The sequence below is a fragment of the Pseudomonas fluorescens group sp. PF-1 genome (assembly GCF_054481335.1).
This window is the reverse complement of the sequence record NZ_JBTMNG010000002.1, coordinates 3,358,350-3,376,558: the sequence shown is the minus strand read 5'-3', so window position 1 is coordinate 3,376,558 and position 18,209 is coordinate 3,358,350. Positions and strand designations below refer to the sequence as shown.

Here is an 18,209-nt window from a genome sequence, read left to right as displayed (position 1 = left end):
TGCAGTAAAATTCCATGGTTCAAGGCATACAGAGCGTTTAGGGTTGATACCCGGGCCCCAATCAAGGAGTGGGTTACCGCATGACAGCAGTTATAGATGATAGCTCGGGCTCCCCCGGAACCCATGCACTGATCATCGGTGTAAGCGCGTATGACTATCTTTTAGGTAACAGTAAAGGCAGATTCAGTAAGCAAGGCTCAGCTTCTGGCTTCGGACAGCTAACTGCGGCCGCAAGATCTGCTGCGCGATTTGCGACCTGGTTGATGAATGATTATCGGCGCAAGGGATTTCCCCTCCGGAGCTTGCGGGTACTTTTATCGCCAGCGACCGAAGACGAAGTAAGTGAAAACCTGAAGGATATGCTTGAAAAGGATTCAATCCCAACAAGAGATAATGTCGCAACCGCTTTCAGAGAATTCAAAAAGGCTGCGGCAAGAAACCCTAACAATATCGCGATTGTTTATGTAGCGGGTCATGGTGTTCAATTCACCAACACAGGAGCTGTACTGCTATTGAGCGATTTCGCCCACCCAGATCATGAGGAAGAGAGATACAGGGGGGCGGTAGATATGAGAGCTATGCATGAAAGCATGACTTATACAAACGGTGCGCGGAGTCAGTTTTGGTTTGTGGACATATGCCGACAACGAGCTCCAGACGCCCAAGATTTCGAAGAGTTAGCTGGCGTATTAAAATTCAACAAAGATATTTATGGTGCGGCCGCCTGTTCTCCTCTATTTTTATCGGCATCAACTGGAGAGCAAGCATTTGCAAAACCTGGAGAGCTGACACTTTTCTGCGAGGCATTGATGTTGGCTCTTGTTGAAGGTCATGCTGCTTCCTCTGACGGGGAGCGCAGTTCGCCTTGGCTGGTGTCTACTAGCGGATTACAGATGTATCTCCGGAAAACTGTCGACTTACTGGCTGACAATGGGGATGAAAAACAATTAATCGAATGCACCGGAATTTTTAATGATGAGGTTTTTCATGAGTGCGAAAATACCCCGAAAGTTGATCTAACCATTCAAATAAAAGATGGCATGATTGGGGGGCACTACAGCGCAAAGCTGTCTCATCTAGACAGAGTTTTGTATGACGATCATACAACTTGGCCGCTCTGCGCAAGAATACCAGCCGGCCTCTACAAGATTGAGGTTACAACCCTTACGACTAAAGAGAAAGATTCAGATAATCTCAAGCTTGCACCACCAAGCCGGCTGAAGGAGCTTCCACTATGAACGAGACCATCCCCGAAAAAGTAAATCTCAAGATTAAAGTGAAGTCTAAGTTTAACTACGGCGGGCGTGGAACTGCGATCGATATCCGAGATAGCGAGCTGATACTTGTTGAAAAAGGCACTACAGAGAGAGAGTTCAATCTACCGCCGGGACTTTATGAAGTTAGCGCATTTCTTGGAGATGGAAAGAGAGCATCGCAGATTGTTGAAGTACTCTCATCAAATGAAACCGAGCTGAAATTTGAGCCAGACCTCGATTATCAGCCCGCCCCCCCAGAAGAAGACAGTCAATTCAAAACAATTGACAACCTAGAGCAAATTGATATATCTGGGGCAAGACTGCTTGACACTGAGGCCGACTTTACCGTGTATCCGGCCGAAAACTATTGGATCGTGCAACACCGAGATGCAATGCGTAAAGTATCGGTTATAACATTCGAAAAAAATGGGTCACGTATTCAAGCGAGCCTCCCTATTAGCGAAGGCCACCACTACTCCGTTACTTGTCACGTGAAACTAAGTATCGAGTCGCAACACGCCCCTGTACAGATAAACATCTCACAGTCTAGATCCATAGCTTTCGGATTAGAAAGCATGCTCAGAAGTGGGCAAATTATGAAAGCTGGCGAGGTAGCCAGTAATGCGCTTCAAGCTTTGATCGAGAAATACACGGACCCTACGGGCGCCTTACTCGCAGCACTGATTCTTTACAAAACAGGTCAGCTTGATGAATGGAACAAGAGGTATTTAATTAACTTGACAAAGCACCATGGCTGGCTGCCAGACTGCAAAATAATATTGGCACTATACCTTGCCAGCACTAAACACTCAGAAGATGCATTGAACCTGGCTTGTGAAGCTAGCAAACAGCGCATACTTTTGACTGAGAATTTCTCGTTACTGTTAGACCTGCTCCGCTACTGGCCGGACGCTACTCACAATGAACAAAGAAATGAAGCCCTCAAGCGTTTAGCGAAAATCGCACCTTCCGTCAGTTGGAATTCGATGTATCTTACTACCACAGCACCTGGAGGCTAAGTTGTTCTCGATTCAAATGCTGCCCGCACGCGAAGGAGATGCGATCTGGATACGCTGGGGAGAGGAGCACACTCCCTATCAAATGCTTATTGATATGGGTACTGAGGAAATTGGGAAGACGCTCAGCCAGAAAATTAGTGCATTGCCCCAAGCGCAGCGAACTTTCGAAGCGATTGTAGTGACACATATAGACGCAGACCATATCGGGGGATTTTTGAGTTGTTTCGTTGACTCCGATAAGCCCTCAGGTGTCTCCGTTAAGGATTTTTGGTTCAACGGTTACATGCACCTCGATGGACGCAGAAGCAGTTCTACATTAGAAGTATTAGGCGCTGTTCAAGCCGAAAGGCTCACCAACTGGCTGATCACTCAGCCATGGAACACTTTATTTAACGGTGGGGCAATCTGTCGCCGCGAGGGAGAGCCGCTTGAAGTTATTGAACTCGCAGGTGGGATGAAGGTAACTGTCTTAGGGCCCACTGTGCAGCGACTTAAAGAGCTCAAACCTGAATGGGACAAAGAAATAAAAATCGCTACGCAGAAGAAAGAGCAGGCGCGTTCAGTTTCCGTTTTAGAACCCATGGGGGCGAGCTTATCTTTGGAGCTTCCGAGCGCTCAGTCCCTAAAAAACCTAACCAAGCAAAAACCGTTGCGCGACACTAAAGCTGCAAACGGAAGCAGCATAGTATTGCTGCTCGAATACGAAGATAAAAAAATTCTTCTTGCCGGCGATTCCTTCGCGGAGGATTTAGTTGAAGCAGTGACACAATTATCGCCTGAACGCCCTCTACAGCTCGCAGCATTCAAGGTGCCCCACCACTGTAGCCGTGGAAATATTTCCGAACGGTTGATTGCAACCATTAATTGCCCAAACTGGCTGATATCCACAGATGGTAGTCGACATAAACATCCCGACGACGAGGGGATAGCGTCTATCCTACATTATGGGGGAAATACTTCAGTACGGTTGCTTTTCAATGTGAGTAGCAAGTACAACTCCAAATGGTCAAGAACAGAGTGGCAATCGCGCTTCAGTTACTCTACCGAATATGGATCCGACGAAGATGGACATTCGCTAGACATCTAATAGCTGCAGCGGGGCGGAACACGTCGATTTTGTTGCCCTACAACCCGTGGTGACAACGCTCCTGGCTGAGGGCGTGAGAGGTCTAGTCGTCTGCGGTACGACTGGCGAAGCTGCAGCAATGAGCAAAGATGAGAAACTCGAGGGTAAGCGCTCCATAAATCTATGGTCACCCCCGTTTTTGCAATACTGATTAGCGGGTGAAGTGGTTGGCTTGCTTAAATCTATCCGGCGTCTATCTGGGGCATGCCCCGCGCCACGATGAGAGTCGCGCCTGACGATCCTAAAAACCCCAGCGGCTTCATATAGCCGGTTTATGGATCAGGTTCTTCGCCAGGCCGGAGGGCCGTTCACGTCATTCGTTATTCAGCTATCGCAAAACCTGAAAGGTAAATCGTGGTATTGCAACAACCGCAGGGTCAGGCACTCAAGGTGTCTGGCCCTGCTTCAAACTCGCTATGGTGGGCCGCTATCGCCCAGGCGATCCGCGCCAGCTTGTTCGCCAGGGCGCAGGCCACCACATTGGAATGCCGTCGCATCAGTAGCGAGCGCACCCAATCGGCCAGAGCCCCTTTCTGGTGTTCCAGCCGCTGCATGTAAACCCTGGCGCACTGAACCAACAGTCGCCTGAGATTCTTGTCACCGCGCTTACTGATCCCGAGCAAATTCGCCTTGCCGCCCGTGCTGTACTGTCTGGGCACCAGGCCAACAGACGCGGCGAAGTCGCGACTGCATCCATACTGTTGGCCGTCACCCATTTCCACAGCCAGCAGGCTGGCGGTGATCGGCCCGACACACGGCAGGCTCAGTAAACGACTGCCCAGATCATCGTCGGCCAGTTGGCCTGCCAGCTCTTTATCCAGCGCCTTGATCTGCTCGTCCAGGTAGACGAAGTGATCGTGCAGCCGTTGCAACAGCACCGTCAATCGAACAGGGAGTTCATGTTCGGCCAGGACACTGGACAGGCGTTTCATGATGGCCAGCCCTCTTGGCAGACTGATGCCAAACTCCAGCAAGAAGCCGTGCATCTGGTTGGCTGTTTTGGTGCGGTCGCGCACCAGCGACTCACGCAGACGATGCAATACGGAAAGCGTCTGCTGGGCCTCGGTTTTGGGCGAGACAAAGCGCATCGACGGGCGCGACGCGGCTTCACAAATCGCCTCGGCATCGACGAAATCGTTTTTGTTGCCTTTGACGAAGGGCCGAACGAACTGCGGTGAAATCAGCTTGGCTTGATGCCCCATGATCATCAGTTCGCGAGCGACGAAATGTGCACCAGCACAGGCCTCCATCACTACGGTGCATGCAGGGAGATTGCCGAAGAACCTCATCATCTGCTGCCGTGAGAGCTTCTTGCGAAACACCTCTCGACCCGATTTGTCCTGGCCGTGCAGGTGAAAACTGTGTTTGCCGAGATCGATACCGACCCGCACTAATTCGCTCATGAAGATGGCCTCCGAAAATAAAACACCCTGCGAAAGCGTAGCCCTCGCAGGGTGTCGGGGGTGACCATCTCATTACCCCACATTAAAAATCACCACCTGATCCTCGATGCTGTGCTCCCGATTCCTTTCTGAAGCCAGCACCTCATGCTGCGTCCCGACGCAAAAGTAGAAAAAGTCTATCTCTACCCCAAGCCCGTCGACTTCCGAAAATCCATCGATGGCCTAGCTGCTCTTGTCGAACTGGACATCAACGTCGTGGTGTTTGACCCGGTGCTTTTCGTGTTCCTCAACAAGCCTCGAAACCGAGTGAAGATTTTGTATCGGGAGCGCAACGGCTTTTGCGTTTGGCTAAAGCGCCTGGAATCCGAGCGCTTCAAAACATCGCCGGATTGTTCGGATGAAGCCAATTGCTGCGCAATCTGTTGCCCAGCGGTCGTGCGACGATCGAAAGAGTGGCTGACTGCTAGGCAGCCTTTGTTGTTTCAGAGTCGAATGAAATGTCGGCCATGAACGTATTCCGGTGAACATGCGGTTCACTTTTTTCAGTTAAAGTTATTGCTTTTTAAGGAGTTAAGTTATCGGTGAACACCTGACATCGCCCACAAGTTAAATACGATATTGCTCGATAAATGATAGGCGTGTTTTGTTCTGATTCTCTCCCTCAGTGCCCAATTGCTCATCAACAGCGTCGTCATGCTGCTGGGGGGTTGTCCTGCGTTCCGTACTGTATTGGATTGCCAGTTTCATTGAGCAAAACTTCGCCCGCGCCCCTAAGCAACGCAGGACCAGCAACTACATCGTGTGCAGGCACGTGCAGCTAGATACACCGCACGCGCCATCGCCAACGGCTCCTTTTGCAGCCCGTATGCAACGAGGACATGGCGAAAAAACTACTTGGAGCGCAGAGCTCATGAATTATTTCTTCTTTATTCACGGCAGCCGAACTGAGCATCACGCGGCTATCACTTGACCAAATCAAGTCCGGAAGTTTGAGTACTAGGTATTTGCCATCGAGTAGCAAGTTAGACAGTCCTTCACTCCAAGCGATGCAGCACTGCTGACGTAAAAGCGGTTCAATTTCGACATCGACTACTGCCTGACTCCCCTGCCCCTCGCCCCGTTTGCTCGTTGCCATTTTGTTACGAGAAGTTGCCCTGTCATGCAAAGCAGCGGGGTTATCAGGGCCACTGACGTTTGAGGGCACGTGAAATTGATCATGCAATAGCAGTTCATACCTTCTAGGTATCACACACCACTCAAATGATATTAGACCCCGGTGAGTTTCGAACTTAGCCTGTGATCCGTAAGGCTATGCGTACGCATAAAAATAAAAATGCCTTTTAATGGAGCAATTATGAGTACTCATTGTTCGATTCCCAAGCTTCTCGACGGCACTCGAATCAGCGCATTTCAATGGAAAGTGTTTGGCCTCTGCTTTTTCGTAGCCATACTCGACGGCTTTGATACTCAAGCCATTGCATTCACAGGTCCCTCAATCATTCAGTTTTTCGGACTGGGCGCAGGTGCATTGGCACCGATTCTCACCGCCGGTATTGTCGGCATGGTGCTCGGGGCAATGACATTGGGACTGTTGGGCGACAAATTTGGTCGACGACCGACAATTATCGGATCGGTCACCTTATTTGGTGTGGCCTCCTTAGTCACCGCATTTGCGCACACTACCGAACAAATTCTGGTTTTACGGTTTATCGCGGGACTTGGAATGGGCGGCGCAACGCCCGTAGTTCTGTCGCTTGCGGCCGAGTACGGCAGCGCCAAACATCGCGGCACAATCATGACCACTGTTTTGCTTGGATTGCCTGCAGGCGCCATTCTGGGAGGGTTGTTGGCGGCAAAAATGCTGCCCTCGATCGGCTGGCAAGGCATTTTTGCGGTTGGCGGTGTAGTGCCGCTGGCGCTGGTGGGGGTATTAGTGTTCGCGTTGCCTGAGTCGCTGTATTTTTTAGCGAGGAATCAATCAACGATCAGCCGTCAAAAGATTGCGCGAATTATTGCCAGCATCACCAAAACCCAAACAACACCCGACGCCACTTATAGCGTTCCTGAGACGGAAGTCAAAACCAGGGTGGCTTCGTTGTTCAATGGCGGCCTGGCTCGTAATACCCTGGGGATATGGACGGTCTACCTGTTTAACTGGGTTGCCTGGTTTATGTTTCTATCCTGGCTGCCCACTGTTCTTAAAGCGACCGGATTACCCGCAGAACAGGCGCCAATGGGGACTGTCGCGGTCAATGCAGTGTTTGTTGCGTGTGCCATACCACTGTCTACCATCTTGCCGAAGATCAACACGCGGCTTTTGCTGCTTATCCTGTTCCTGTTCGGGATCGCGCTTTGCTGGGGACTGGCTAACAGTGGCACCAATTGGACGCTGGTGTTCATCCTGGCCGGCTGCGCCGGTGTAGGTATCGGAGGTCAGCAAATAGTATTGAACTACATGGTTGCCCAAGCCTACCCCACTGCACTGCGTGCAACGGCAACAGGCTGGGCTATTGCACTGGGGCGGGTCGGGGCCATTATCGGATCGGCAAGCGGTGGCTGGTTTCTTGAACACGGTGGGCCCGCTGGTTACTACTCAGCGCTGATCATTCCGCTGATCATTGCCTCAGCCGGGCTGATTATTATTCGCCCTCAAATCGATGCGGTGGAAGGTCATCCGCTCGCCACTCATTGACGCTCAGCGGTTACACGGGAAGGTTTCGAGGAGGACGTTCATTAAGGTTCGTCTTCCTCTAACCCCGGTACAACCCAACCCAATGCCAAGGATGGGTTCGGTAACCTCGCACATGCACAGCTGAATGCTCCAAGGTACCTGTCACGGTGTTACGGTTTCGTTCGCTAATCGCACGACATCACATGCCAGGACACCCTCCTTGCCCCATTGTTTGGCACGCTATGCACATCTCAGCCGTCACGATGATCCCGTCGGTTTTTCCATCGGATCATTCTGTTCAGCCAACATAAAAACGGGAGTACGTCTTGATCAACAAAACATTTGAGTCCGTCGCTGCTGCACTAGACGGCATTGCCGATGGTTCGGTCATCATGGTGGGTGGCTTCGGCACTGCCGGGATGCCGTCGGAGTTGGTAGATGGTGTCATTGCTTCCGGCGCTCGCGAGCTGACCATCATCAGCAACAATGCCGGCAACGGTGAGATCGGTCTGGCTGCACTGCTCAAGGCCGGGCGCGTTGCCAAGGTCATCTGTTCGTTTCCACGCCAATCCGATTCCTATGTATTCGACGAACTCTACCTGGCAGGAAAGGTCCAGCTTGAAGTCGTGCCACAAGGCAATCTGGCCGAACGTATCCGCGCGGCAGGCTCTGGAATCGGTGCGTTTTATTCGCCCACCGGGTATGGCACGTTGCTGGCCGAAGGCAAGGAAACCCGAGTGATCGACGGTCGCAACTATGTGCTGGAAATGCCGTTGCGCGCCGATGTCGCACTGATCAAGGCCGAAAAGGGCGATCGCTGGGGCAACCTCACCTATCGCAAAGCCGCGCGTAATTTTGGACCGATCATGGCGATGGCGGCGACAACGACAATCGCCCAGGTCAATCAGATCGTCGAGTTGGGAGAGCTGGACCCCGAACACATCATTACCCCGGGGATCTTCGTTCAGCGCGTGGTCAAAGTGCCGCGTGCCCCTCTCACGAAAGCCAACGTCAACTGAGGCCCGCCATGACTGTTATGAAAAAACTATCGCGTAGCGAAATGGCCCAACGCGTGGCCGACGATATTCTCGAAGGCTCTTACGTGAACCTGGGCATTGGCGTGCCCACGCTGGTGGCCAACTACCTGGGTGACAAGGAAGTGTTCCTGCACAGTGAAAACGGTGTACTGGGCATGGGCCCGAGTCCTGCGCCGGGTGAGGAAGACGATGACCTGATCAACGCGGGCAAACAGCACGTGACGCTGCTGCCCGGTGGCGCCTATTTTCACCACGCCGATTCGTTCTCGATGATGCGCGGCGGGCACATCGATATTGCCGTGCTTGGCGCCTTCCAGGTCTCGGTCAACGGCGACCTTGCCAACTGGCACACCGGCGCCGAAGGCTCCATTCCGGCAGTGGGTGGCGCGATGGACCTCGCGACAGGCGCTCGTCAGGTGTTCGTCATGATGGATCACCTGACCAAGACGGGCGAAAGCAAATTGGTGCCGCAATGCACCTACCCACTGACCGGCATCGGCTGTGTGACTCGGATTTATACCGACCTGGCTATTCTGGACGTCACCGCGGAAGGCTTGAAGGTCCTGGAGATCGTCGCTGATATCAGCTTTGATGACCTGCAAACGCTCAGTGGCGTGCCATTGGTTCGATAACGGATCGAGTTTGCGTATTCACCAAGCAATGTGCCGGGCAGGTTCAAGCTTGTCCGGCAACGGGTATTTACGGCTTCAGGGCTCAAGCCAGAAGCTCACAGCCACAAACCTCGGTAGATCCGCTGATCATGGCGGCGTCAACGGTACTCCGCCTGCAGACCATTGTGTCGAGAGAAATCTCCCCGCTGGACCAGGCTGGCCTGACGATTGGCTCGTGCCCCCGGGTCGGCGCGGGAGTGCCATGGCCCTGCAAACCATCATCAGCACCCTGCTCGGGGTCGGTGTCGGTCCGCTGCTCGTCGGCCTGTTCAGCGACCTGCTCTGCCGGTCTATGGCCAGGAGTCACTGCGTTATGCGCTGATGCTGGTGAGCCTGCCAGTGAGCGAGTGACTTGGAGAAGCGCCAGGCAACCAGGCGCTTTGGCGCCTGTCGTTCGGTGCCTCGCTCAGGTCCTGCCCCGTGAGCCCGCTACCGCTGCGGCGACACATTCCCCCCTTCGATCCGGCCAACGCACTAAACCTCGGCTATATCAACCGCATCTACCGGACATTCAAGGACGCTATAGATCTCAGAAATCACCTGCATCGTTGCGTCTTCGATCGTTCCTTCATTACGGCATAGAACCCAGCCGTGATCCGCAATCGCTCGTTCGAACGCGTGGGTACAAGCAACCTGCTCTTCCAGCTTATGGATGACCGTACTGCTCAGCCCGCGCTGTCGTGCCGCGGCCCTGGCCCATGAAATTTCAGGGGCAGTGACAACCCCGACATGCAGGTCTGGCACTCGCACGTTTCGCTCAATGTTTAACTGTAGAATTTCTGCAAACGGGATTATCCGGCGAAACGCCGCATCAGACGGGTACCAGCGATCAATCAAGATGATGCTGCCCGGTGGCTGTTTAGTCAGCACATGCCGGGAAATCCAGGCACGGCTATCGGCAAAGCGCTCACAAACCCTCCACTCCAAATCCCGGCCGGGATTTCTGACGAGCTGGTTGACGAGGGCCATTGTTTCACCCCTGCCGGGATCGCTTTTTTTCTCGCAAAGCCGGATCACCATTTTATTGTCGGCCCTCAGTACTTTCGTAACGGCCTCCAACAACGTGGTTTTGCCGGTTCCCTTGGGCCCATCGAGTGAAACAAACAGCGGACGATTCATTTTTTCAAATAACGATTGATAGACGGTTTTTTTGCCCGGTTCGTTCGCTTGAAACGCTTGGCGCGACGATGCGAATCGAGTGGAGGGACCTTATGAACAGACAGTTGATGAGCACTCTAACCCGGTTTTGGGCGGACGGGTCTCAAATCCAGGGTCCGGTTCTCTTTCAACCCGCCAAACCTGTGTTCAATGATGTTGCGCTGGTCGCAATAGCGTCGCAGGTACTCAGCTTCGTAGCCCTTGTCCGCTTGCGACCAGCCTGGTCCGTCGTGCGATTCAGCCGCTTCAGACTCGAGCGGGCGACACGATGATTTTGACGTTGTGCTCCTTGTTGTTGACCAGTTCCTCGAAGCCCTGCCCCACGATCTGCTCCAACTGGATGCGCCCCGTCACCAGCGGCGTGATATCCAGCCGACCATCAGCGATAAAGGCGATCACATCCGCGAACTCACCGTTATAGGCCAGCGCACCCAGCACCTGTTTTTCGGTAGCCACCAACTCGAAAAAGTTGAACTCGCTGGGCTCCTCGAAGATCCCCACCAGTACGCACTTGCCGGCCTTGCGGATCAGGTCGATTGCGAGCTTGGCCGTGTGTTTGTTGCCGATGCATTCGAAGCTGACATCCGCCCCGAGCCCACCCGTCAGGCGTCGCACTTCAGCCAGGACATCGCATTCCTTGGGATCGAGCACATGGCTCGCTCCCACTTCCAGGGCCTTGGCCTTGCGCGCGCCAGACATTTCCAGCGCGATCACCTGAGCCGCACCGGCAGCCTTGGCGCACATGATGGTGCACAAGCCAATGGTGCCCGCACCCACGACGACAACGTTCTGACCCAGCAGGCTCCCGGCTTTTTTCACCGCGTGCATGCCCACCGCCAGAGGCTCGATCAGTGCCCCGGCTTCTGCTGGAAAGTTCGCTGGCAACTTGTACAACAGATTCGCCGGCACGTTGACCAGTTCGGCGAAGGCACCATTATTCATCAGTCCGGTGAAGGCCAGGTTCTCGCAGATGTTGTACAGCCCGTGGGTGCAGTAGTAGCAAGTGCCGCAATGTTGGCAGGCATCGGCCGCCACCGGTTCGCCGACACTGAAACCCTGGACCCCGGCACCGAGCTCGACGATTTCGCCACAAAACTCGTGACCGAGAATGCACTGGCCCTTGATCCCGGTCAGGGGGTGCGGTGCGTCAACCGGAATGAACACCGGCCCGGCCACGTACTCATGCAGATCGGACCCACAAATTCCGCACCATTGCACACGGATCTGCACCCAGCCGGCCGGTGGCGCCACTGGCAGCGGAACGTCTTCGACACGGATATCGTGACGGCCGTGCCAGACAGCGGCACGCATACTGCGTTGAGGATTGATTGGAAGGCTCATAGCGACATCTCCTTGAAATAGTTGCTCCTGGCAGCCCGCGAGAGGCCGCCAGGAGGGGCGTCAGTGCTGTTGCACAAACTTCAGAATCAATGGGTTCACTTGCTCGGCCGCTTCCATCTGCACCATGTGTGCCTGACCAGGCAGGACCTCGACCTGGGCGTTCAGCCCGACGCTATGGTTCACCGGAATAATCGCGTCGTCACTGCCCCAGATCAGCAATACCGGCTGCTGGCCGTCTTGCACCACGCCCCGCAGATCGAGCTGTTGCGATCCATCTTTGAACAAGCCTGATACCAGCAGGCGCAGGGCCTCGCCCACGCCTTCCAGACGCTTGTACTTGAGCATGTCTTCAAGCATCTGCCGGTTGACCAGTTCGGGATTGGAGAACAGTTTCACCAACTGTGGCTTGAGGGCATTGCGGTTGGTCGCCTCGACAAAACCTTCCAGATATTCGCCGTTGATACCCTCCCCCAGACCCGCGCTGCCGATCAAGGTCAAGGTCCGTACCCGTTGCGGTGCCAGACGCGCCAGGTTCAGCGACACCGCTCCGCCCATGGAATGCCCCACCAGATGCGCGGTGGGAATGTCCAGGTGATCAAGCAGTGCCAGCACTGCGCTGCTCAGCTCATCCAGGTCTCCGCGCTCCAGCTGTTTGGTCGACTCGCCATGGCCCGGCAGGTCCAGAGCAATCACCCGACGCCCGGCGGCCAATGCTTCGTGATTGAACATCCAGTTGTTCAGGTCACCGCCAAAGCCGTGCACCAGTACCAACGGCACCCCGCCTTCGCCGCGCTCGAAGTAACGGATCAACCGCCCGTCCAGCTCGACCTTTTGCGGCTTCGGCCCCAGGTCTTCTTCGGCACTGCCCCCGGGCACGAACGTGGCCTGAAACTGTTCGATAACCGCATCGATCTCGACCTCGCTGGCCTCGCCATCGACCACGATGCCGAGCAACGCCCCCACCGCGAGGGTTTCATCCTGGCGGGCGATCTGCCGACGAAGCACCCCGGAAAAAGGCGCTTCGACACTGCTGGAGATTTTGTCGGTTTCGACGTCCAGCACTTCGTCGCCCTTGGCGATGGCCTGGCCCTCCTCCTTGAGCCAGACATCGACCCGGCCCTCAGTCATGGACAGGCCCCACTTGGGCATGGTCAACGTATGGATCTGGCTCATGAACGCTTGCTCCACTCGATCAGCTTGAGCACGGCGTTCTCGATCTTCGCCGCGTCGGGAATGTAGAGGTCTTCCAGAGCGTCGGAGAACGGAACCGGCGTATGCGGTGCAGTCACCATCTCGATCGGTGCCTTGAGCGCGGCAAATGCTTTTTGCGCCACCAAAGCCGAAATATCAGTCGCCATGGAGCAACGCGGGTTGGCTTCGTCGATGACCACCAGGCGTCCGGTCTTCTCCACACTTTCCAAAATACTGTCTTCGTCCAGCGGGCTGGTGGTGCGCAGGTCGATCACCTCGCAGTCGATGCCACGCGCGGCCAGATTGCGGGCGGCGTCCATTGCGGTGTTGACCGTACGGCCATAGGAGACCAGCGTCACATCCTTGCCGTCACGCAGGAAATTGGCTTCACCGAAAGGGATGGTATAGAGCTCTTCCGGTACTTCACCCTGCATGCTGTAAAGCATTTTGTGTTCACAGAAGATCACCGGGTCGTTGTCGCGGATCGCCTGGATAAGCAAACCCTTGGCGTCATAAGGAGACGACGGGCAGACCACTTTCAGCCCCGGAATGTGGGTCCACAACGAGGTCAGCATCTGCGAGTGCTGGGCGGCGGCCCGCAACCCGGCACCGACCATCGTGCGGATCACCAGTGGCGTGGCCGCCTTGCCACCGAACATGTAGCGAAACTTGGCCGCCTGATTGAGGATCTGGTCCAGGCAGCAACCGGCGAAATCGACGAACATCAACTCACACACCGGGCGCACGCCACAGGTCGCGGCGCCCACGGCAGCACCGACATAGCCCAACTCCGACAATGGCGTGTCCAGCACGCGCCCGGGGAACTGGTGATAGAGACCCTTGGTCACGCCCAGCACCCCGCCCCAGGCATCGTTTTCACCGGGGGCACCGGCACCGCCGGCGACGTCCTCCCCCATGATGAATACGCTGGGATCGCGGCGCATTTCCTGGGCCAGCGCTTCGTTGATTGCCTGCTGATAACTGATTTTTCTCGCCATGATGTAAGTCTCGATTCTTGTTATAGGGGGCGTTCAGGGATAGGAAACGTAGACGTCGGATAGCAGATCGGCCGCGCTCGGCTTGGGGTCGGACTTGGCCTTGCGCACGGCGTTCTCGATCAGCAGATCCACCTCGCTGTCGATCTGGTCCAACTGGCTGGCCTGCACCCGCCCGGCACGGGTGACGCGGTCACGGAACTGCATCAAACAGTCGTTGTGTTCGCGGAAATGCTTGACCTCGTCCGGCGCCCGATAGGTCTGGGCGTCGCCCTCAAAGTGACCGTAATAGCGCGTCAGCTTGACCTCGATCAGCGACGGCCCCTCCCCGGCCCTGGCCCGCTCCACGGCGGCACCGGCGGCTTCGTGAACGGCGAAGAAGTCGAAGCCGTCCACGGTGACGCCGGGCATGCCGAAGCCGGCTGCGCGGTCGGCGATGTGATCGCAGGCCACCGACCAGTTGGAGGCCGTGGCTTCGGCGTAACCGTTGTTCTCGGCAATGAACAGGCACGGCAGATTCCACACCGAGGCCATGTTCATCGCTTCGAACACCGCCCCTTCGTTGGAACCACCGTCACCAAAGAACACCACCGCAACACTGTCAGTCCCCTTGAGTTTGGCGGCCAGGGCCGCGCCCACGACCAGCGGCGCTCCGGCCCCCACAATGCCATTGGCACCGAGCATGCCCTTCTCGAAATCGGCGATGTGCATGGAGCCGCCCTTGCCTTGGCAGACCCCGGTTTTCTTGCCGTAGATCTCGGCCATCATTCCGTACACATCGACGCCTTTGGCGATGCAGTGGCCGTGACCACGGTGGTTGGAGGCAATGCAATCGTCATCACCCAAGTGGGCCATGACCCCGGCGGCCGAGGCTTCTTCGCCGGCGTACAGATGGACAAAACCGGGAATCTCACCGGTGGCGAATTCCACGTGCAGGCGCTCTTCAAAGACGCGGATGGTGCGCATCACCTGATAGGCATGCAGCAATTGATCAGCGGTCAGCTGTGTCGACATTTTTATTCTCCAGGGTGTCTTGTGATTCAAGGTTCAGAGGGTGTTGCGGGTGCTCGCGGCCGATGGCCAATAGTCGCTGTTGCGCGGCATGGGCCAGGGTCGCATTGACATCGATGCTCAGCGGACCGCCGGCATCGAGCGTGACCGTGGGCCGGTCATGGGCGTTGAATTCGATCTCGCGCTCGCCATCCAGGGCGAGGGTTCCGCTGGCCAGGCACAGACGATGGGCGACCCCGGGTTCAAGACTTCCAGCCGCGAGCACACCGCAGCCTTGCAGCAGGCCCGGCGCCAGCGGCACCAGCAGCGCTTCGGGCGATCGCGCATCAAGTCGCATCCAGGCTCCGCCAGGCGCCTGACGTGACACGGGGAACCACAAGCCGCAAAGGGCCGAGATGCCAATGGATTGAGGTTCGGCGAAAGTCACGAACACCTCGGCCAGATCGGCCCCACGACTGATGGCCCGTGCGCCGACAAAGGGCAGCGAGGACACCGCCACGTCCACCAGGGCCATTTCGCACAGGCCACGACTCGGCTCGCGCACCAGCAAGCGTTTGTTGCGGCGCAAGGCGATCCCGGGCGGAATCCGCCCACTGACAAACAGTCCGCCGGCCAACCCGGCGCTGGTGGCTTCACGTAATTCCGGGAAGGCGTTATTGGTGCCGGTGGACAGCGTCAGCAGCGGAATGTCGCCCACCTCAGCGGCCACCGCCTTGTGAGTGCCGTCACCGCCCAGCACGGCAATCAGCGCAACGCCGCGTTCGGCCATCCAGCGTGCCGCGAGGCGGGTGTCCTCGACGCTTTGGCGCAGGGTCAGGTCGAGGAACTCCAGGGTTGGCCAGTGACTGCTGCGCGCCTGGCGGCCGTGGCTGTTTTTCAGCACGGCGGCGGCAATGCCAGTCATGTCCGTGGGCATCAGCACCCGGTCGACACCCGTGGCGCCAAAGGCCGCCAGCAAGCGCTGGATCACCGAGACCTTGTCGGTGCTGGAAAACAACCCGGCGTTGGCGGTCAGTCGCCGCACGTCGCGGCCGGAGGCCGGGTTGGCAATGATGCCTACAGTCAGCGGCGCACGACTCATGACGCCACCAACGGCAGATCAGGGAAAGGGTTTGGGCAGGACATCGGGCACCTCTTTTTATTATTGGGTGGCCAGTCGGGCTGGTTGCCAGAGCAAGAGCAAGGCCGGTGCCAAGTCTGCAAAAACGCCTGCATAACCCCGCCGTAGAGCGTTCCGGTGGTCACCCATGGATGACCGGAACCTGTCCCGAATGAGACGCGTCATGTCAGGCTGCACGAGGTGGCGGCGAGACCGTGAGACGTCGCGTCTCACCGCCGGCCCCGGTTGACCCGACACTTGTCTGTGGCCAATGAACGGCGCTTAATAGCCGCACAACTAAAAGAAGATGGAACCGGAGGCCTTAATGCTTTCCGCACACTCAAAGGCGCATGTGGATTGCGTCAGCCGTGTTTTGAAGAATGCCGGGCACCTGCCGCAACTGCCCGTGTCGGACCTGATTCTCGACTCCTGGCGGCGCTCCATGGAGCAACACCACCTGGATCCCGGCTCGCTACAAGGACCACGGATCCTCTCGCAGAACGTGTTGCAGGAATGCCGCGAGCGCTCCGAGTTGTTCTTGCGCATCGCCAGTGAAGAAGTCGCCCGCCTCCACGGTCGGGTCCGCGATGCCGACTACTGCGTCCTGCTCACAGACGCTCAGGGCCAGACCATCGACTACCGCGTCGAAACCGCCATCCGCAATGACTGCCGCAAGGCCGGTCTTTACCTCGGCACCTGCTGGTCGGAGGGTGAGGAAGGTACGTGTGGCGTGGCGGCGGTACTGACTGCGCGAACGCCGGTCACTGTTCACAAACGCGATCATTTTCGCGCCGCGTTTATCGGACTCACCTGCTCCGCCGCGCCGGTCTTCGACCCCAAGGGCGAACTGCTCGGAGTGCTCGATGTGTCGGCGGTGCGCTCACCCGACGACCGCCGCTCCCAACACCTGATCCGGCAGATGGTGGTGCAGAGCGCGCGTGAAATCGAACAGGCATTTTTCATGAGCAGCGCCCAGGGTTACTGGGTGCTGCGGGCCCACGGCAGCCCGGGCTACGTCGACAGTCAACCCGATTACTTGCTTGCCTGGGACGACGACGGCTGCTTGCAGGCCTTGAACCCCGCTGCGCGGCAATGGCTGTTGCACAGCTTTGGTCAACTGCCGGAACACATTGGCCAGGTGTTCGATCAGCAGCTGCTGCATCGGATCAGTGACGAGTCGCTGTGCCTGTTGCACAGCCAGGTTGGCCACACGCAATTGCACGGTCGCCTGAACGTGCCACGGCGGGTGAAACACAGCGCTCCGCGACTGGCACTGACACCCGCCGAACTCGACCCGCGACTGGAAGAAAGCCTGCGCCTTGCCGTGCGGGTTAAAGACCGCAACCTGCCGGTGCTGATCCAGGGCGAGACCGGCTCCGGCAAGGAAGTCTTCGCCCGTCAGCTGCACCAGGCCAGTCAGCGCCGCGAGCGGCCGTTCGTTGCGGTGAACTGCGCGGCGATCCCCGAGAACCTGATCGAAAGCGAATTATTTGGCTATGTCGCCGGTGCCTTCACAGGTGCCTTGAGCAAGGGCATGCAAGGTCTGCTGGAACAAGCCGATGGCGGCACTCTGTTTCTCGATGAAATCGGCGACATGCCCCTGCCCTTGCAAACCCGGCTGCTGCGGGTGCTGGCGGAGGGTGAAGTGGCGCCTCTGGGCGCTTCACGGAGCAGAGCGATCGACCTTCAGGTCGTCTGCGCGAGCCACCGCGATCTGGAAGGATTGGTCGCCGCGGGCGAGTTTCGCGAAGACCTCTACTTTCGTTTGAATGGTGCACGCTTCCAGTTACCGCCTTTGCGCGAGCGCACTGACCGGCTGGCGCTGATCAACCGGATTCTCGCTGAAGAATCGACGCGTTGCGCGGAACCGATGCAACTGGGCGGTGCGGCTCTGGAATGCCTGCTTGGCTACCGCTGGCCAGGTAACGTACGCCAGTTACGGAACGTGCTGCGTTATGCCTGTGCGGTGTGCGATTCAAACCTGATTCAGGTCAGCCATTTGCCCGAGCAGCTGCGGGATCACAGACTTGATGGCCCCACCATCGATGGCTGCGCGAGCCCGGAACGCCAGGCGCTGCTCGACGCCCTGGTCCGCCACCGCTGGAAACCCACCGCCGCTGCCAAGGCGTTGGGCATTTCCCGGGCAACCCTGTATCGGCGGGTGCATCAGCACGGCATCGACATGCCTGGCAGAAGCCAGGTGTAAAGCCTGGCTGTCCTGGCAAGCCGCT

The 18,209-nt window shown here is 56.8% G+C and carries 15 protein-coding genes and 2 pseudogenes; 10 read left to right on the top strand and 7 right to left on the bottom strand.

From position 1 onward, the window contains the following. Window positions 1–80 precede the first annotated feature (80 nt). The 4 genes and pseudogenes from ACX3YD_RS30305 to ACX3YD_RS30290 form a co-directional block, all read left to right on the top strand. The gene (locus tag ACX3YD_RS30305; protein WP_458961829.1) at window positions 81–1,238 is read left to right on the top strand and encodes a caspase family protein; all 1,158 of its coding nucleotides are present in this window, start codon (window positions 81–83) and stop codon (window positions 1,236–1,238) included. Beyond that, window positions 1,235–2,275 (top strand): hypothetical protein, encoded by a 1,041-nt coding sequence (locus ACX3YD_RS30300; RefSeq protein ID WP_458961828.1) that lies wholly within the window; start codon window positions 1,235–1,237, stop codon window positions 2,273–2,275. Before ACX3YD_RS30305 ends, ACX3YD_RS30300 begins: the two co-directional genes overlap by 4 nt. A gap of 1 nt (window position 2,276) precedes the next feature. Next, entirely contained in the window at window positions 2,277–3,362 is a 1,086-nt protein-coding gene (locus ACX3YD_RS30295; RefSeq protein ID WP_458961827.1) for a ComEC/Rec2 family competence protein, read from the top strand. A 28-nt stretch (window positions 3,363–3,390) separates the two neighbouring features. Beyond that, window positions 3,391–3,552, top strand: a pseudogene (locus ACX3YD_RS30290) (dihydrodipicolinate synthase family protein); the annotation flags it as partial. 226 nt (window positions 3,553–3,778) lie between these two features. Here the strand turns inward: ACX3YD_RS30290 and ACX3YD_RS30285 are convergent. Further along, on the bottom strand, window positions 3,779–4,804 hold the full coding sequence (locus ACX3YD_RS30285) for an IS110 family RNA-guided transposase (RefSeq protein ID WP_458961826.1): 1,026 nt from the start codon (window positions 4,802–4,804) through the stop codon (window positions 3,779–3,781). A 144-nt stretch (window positions 4,805–4,948) separates the two neighbouring features. Between ACX3YD_RS30285 and tnpB the strand changes: the two genes are divergently transcribed. The 5 genes and pseudogenes from tnpB to ACX3YD_RS30260 form a co-directional block, all read left to right on the top strand. Next, on the top strand, window positions 4,949–5,314 hold the full coding sequence (gene tnpB / locus ACX3YD_RS30280) for an IS66 family insertion sequence element accessory protein TnpB (RefSeq protein ID WP_458961825.1): 366 nt from the start codon (window positions 4,949–4,951) through the stop codon (window positions 5,312–5,314). A gap of 844 nt (window positions 5,315–6,158) precedes the next feature. Beyond that, entirely contained in the window at window positions 6,159–7,496 is a 1,338-nt protein-coding gene (locus tag ACX3YD_RS30275) for an MFS transporter (protein ID WP_458961824.1), read from the top strand. 305 nt (window positions 7,497–7,801) lie between these two features. Then, window positions 7,802–8,494 carry a 3-oxoacid CoA-transferase subunit A gene (locus tag ACX3YD_RS30270; protein ID WP_047529128.1) on the top strand — a complete coding sequence of 231 codons (693 nt, stop codon included), beginning with the start codon at window positions 7,802–7,804 and terminating at the stop codon, window positions 8,492–8,494. Window positions 8,495–8,502: 8 nt separating this feature from the next. Beyond that, window positions 8,503–9,144, top strand: a complete 642-nt coding sequence (locus ACX3YD_RS30265) for a 3-oxoacid CoA-transferase subunit B (RefSeq protein WP_458961823.1) — start codon at window positions 8,503–8,505, stop codon at window positions 9,142–9,144. A 211-nt stretch (window positions 9,145–9,355) separates the two neighbouring features. Then, window positions 9,356–9,525, top strand: a pseudogene (locus ACX3YD_RS30260) (MFS transporter); the annotation flags it as partial. 132 nt (window positions 9,526–9,657) lie between these two features. On the opposite strand, the gene ACX3YD_RS30255 reads toward ACX3YD_RS30260, so the two are convergent. From ACX3YD_RS30255 to ACX3YD_RS30230, 6 genes are all read right to left on the bottom strand, one after another. Beyond that, window positions 9,658–10,302 carry a dTMP kinase gene (locus tag ACX3YD_RS30255; protein ID WP_458961822.1) on the bottom strand — a complete coding sequence of 215 codons (645 nt, stop codon included), beginning with the start codon at window positions 10,300–10,302 and terminating at the stop codon, window positions 9,658–9,660. A 285-nt stretch (window positions 10,303–10,587) separates the two neighbouring features. Further along, window positions 10,588–11,652, bottom strand: coding sequence for a 2,3-butanediol dehydrogenase (locus ACX3YD_RS30250; protein ID WP_458962101.1), 1,065 nt, complete (start codon window positions 11,650–11,652; stop codon window positions 10,588–10,590). A gap of 90 nt (window positions 11,653–11,742) precedes the next feature. After that, on the bottom strand, window positions 11,743–12,855 hold the full coding sequence (locus ACX3YD_RS30245; RefSeq protein ID WP_458961821.1) for an acetoin dehydrogenase dihydrolipoyllysine-residue acetyltransferase subunit: 1,113 nt from the start codon (window positions 12,853–12,855) through the stop codon (window positions 11,743–11,745). Then, window positions 12,852–13,871, bottom strand: a complete 1,020-nt coding sequence (locus ACX3YD_RS30240) for an alpha-ketoacid dehydrogenase subunit beta (RefSeq protein WP_458961820.1) — start codon at window positions 13,869–13,871, stop codon at window positions 12,852–12,854. The genes ACX3YD_RS30245 and ACX3YD_RS30240 overlap by 4 nt, the downstream gene beginning before the upstream one ends. A gap of 33 nt (window positions 13,872–13,904) precedes the next feature. Next, window positions 13,905–14,882 carry a thiamine pyrophosphate-dependent dehydrogenase E1 component subunit alpha gene (locus ACX3YD_RS30235; protein ID WP_047529008.1) on the bottom strand — a complete coding sequence of 326 codons (978 nt, stop codon included), beginning with the start codon at window positions 14,880–14,882 and terminating at the stop codon, window positions 13,905–13,907. After that, window positions 14,860–15,960 (bottom strand): ATP-NAD kinase family protein, encoded by a 1,101-nt coding sequence (locus ACX3YD_RS30230; protein WP_458961819.1) that lies wholly within the window; start codon window positions 15,958–15,960, stop codon window positions 14,860–14,862. The genes ACX3YD_RS30235 and ACX3YD_RS30230 overlap by 23 nt, the downstream gene beginning before the upstream one ends. Window positions 15,961–16,303: 343 nt before the next feature. On the opposite strand from ACX3YD_RS30230, the gene ACX3YD_RS30225 reads away from it, so the two are divergent. Then, a complete protein-coding gene (locus tag ACX3YD_RS30225; protein ID WP_458961818.1) occupies window positions 16,304–18,184 on the top strand; it encodes a sigma-54-dependent Fis family transcriptional regulator in 1,881 nt (626 codons plus the stop codon). Window positions 18,185–18,209 lie beyond the last annotated feature (25 nt).

What these genes read in the sequence shown, in the direction of transcription:
- ACX3YD_RS30305 (WP_458961829.1), top strand. Translation starts at nt 81, where the DNA reads ATGACAGCAGTTATAGATGATAGCTCGGGCTCCCCCGGAACCCATGCA.
- ACX3YD_RS30300 (WP_458961828.1), top strand. Translation starts at nt 1,235, where the DNA reads ATGAACGAGACCATCCCCGAAAAAGTAAATCTCAAGATTAAAGTGAAG.
- ACX3YD_RS30285 (WP_458961826.1), bottom strand. Translation starts at nt 4,804, where the DNA reads ATGAGCGAATTAGTGCGGGTCGGTATCGATCTCGGCAAACACAGTTTT.
- tnpB (WP_458961825.1), top strand. Translation starts at nt 4,949, where the DNA reads ATGCTGCGTCCCGACGCAAAAGTAGAAAAAGTCTATCTCTACCCCAAG.
- ACX3YD_RS30275 (WP_458961824.1), top strand. Translation starts at nt 6,159, where the DNA reads ATGAGTACTCATTGTTCGATTCCCAAGCTTCTCGACGGCACTCGAATC.
- ACX3YD_RS30265 (WP_458961823.1), top strand. Translation starts at nt 8,503, where the DNA reads ATGACTGTTATGAAAAAACTATCGCGTAGCGAAATGGCCCAACGCGTG.
- ACX3YD_RS30255 (WP_458961822.1), bottom strand. Translation starts at nt 10,302, where the DNA reads ATGAATCGTCCGCTGTTTGTTTCACTCGATGGGCCCAAGGGAACCGGC.
- ACX3YD_RS30250 (WP_458962101.1), bottom strand. Translation starts at nt 11,652, where the DNA reads ATGCGTGCCGCTGTCTGGCACGGCCGTCACGATATCCGTGTCGAAGAC.
- ACX3YD_RS30245 (WP_458961821.1), bottom strand. Translation starts at nt 12,855, where the DNA reads ATGAGCCAGATCCATACGTTGACCATGCCCAAGTGGGGCCTGTCCATG.
- ACX3YD_RS30240 (WP_458961820.1), bottom strand. Translation starts at nt 13,871, where the DNA reads ATGGCGAGAAAAATCAGTTATCAGCAGGCAATCAACGAAGCGCTGGCC.
- ACX3YD_RS30235 (WP_047529008.1), bottom strand. Translation starts at nt 14,882, where the DNA reads ATGTCGACACAGCTGACCGCTGATCAATTGCTGCATGCCTATCAGGTG.
- ACX3YD_RS30230 (WP_458961819.1), bottom strand. Translation starts at nt 15,960, where the DNA reads ATGAGTCGTGCGCCGCTGACTGTAGGCATCATTGCCAACCCGGCCTCC.
- ACX3YD_RS30225 (WP_458961818.1), top strand. Translation starts at nt 16,304, where the DNA reads ATGCTTTCCGCACACTCAAAGGCGCATGTGGATTGCGTCAGCCGTGTT.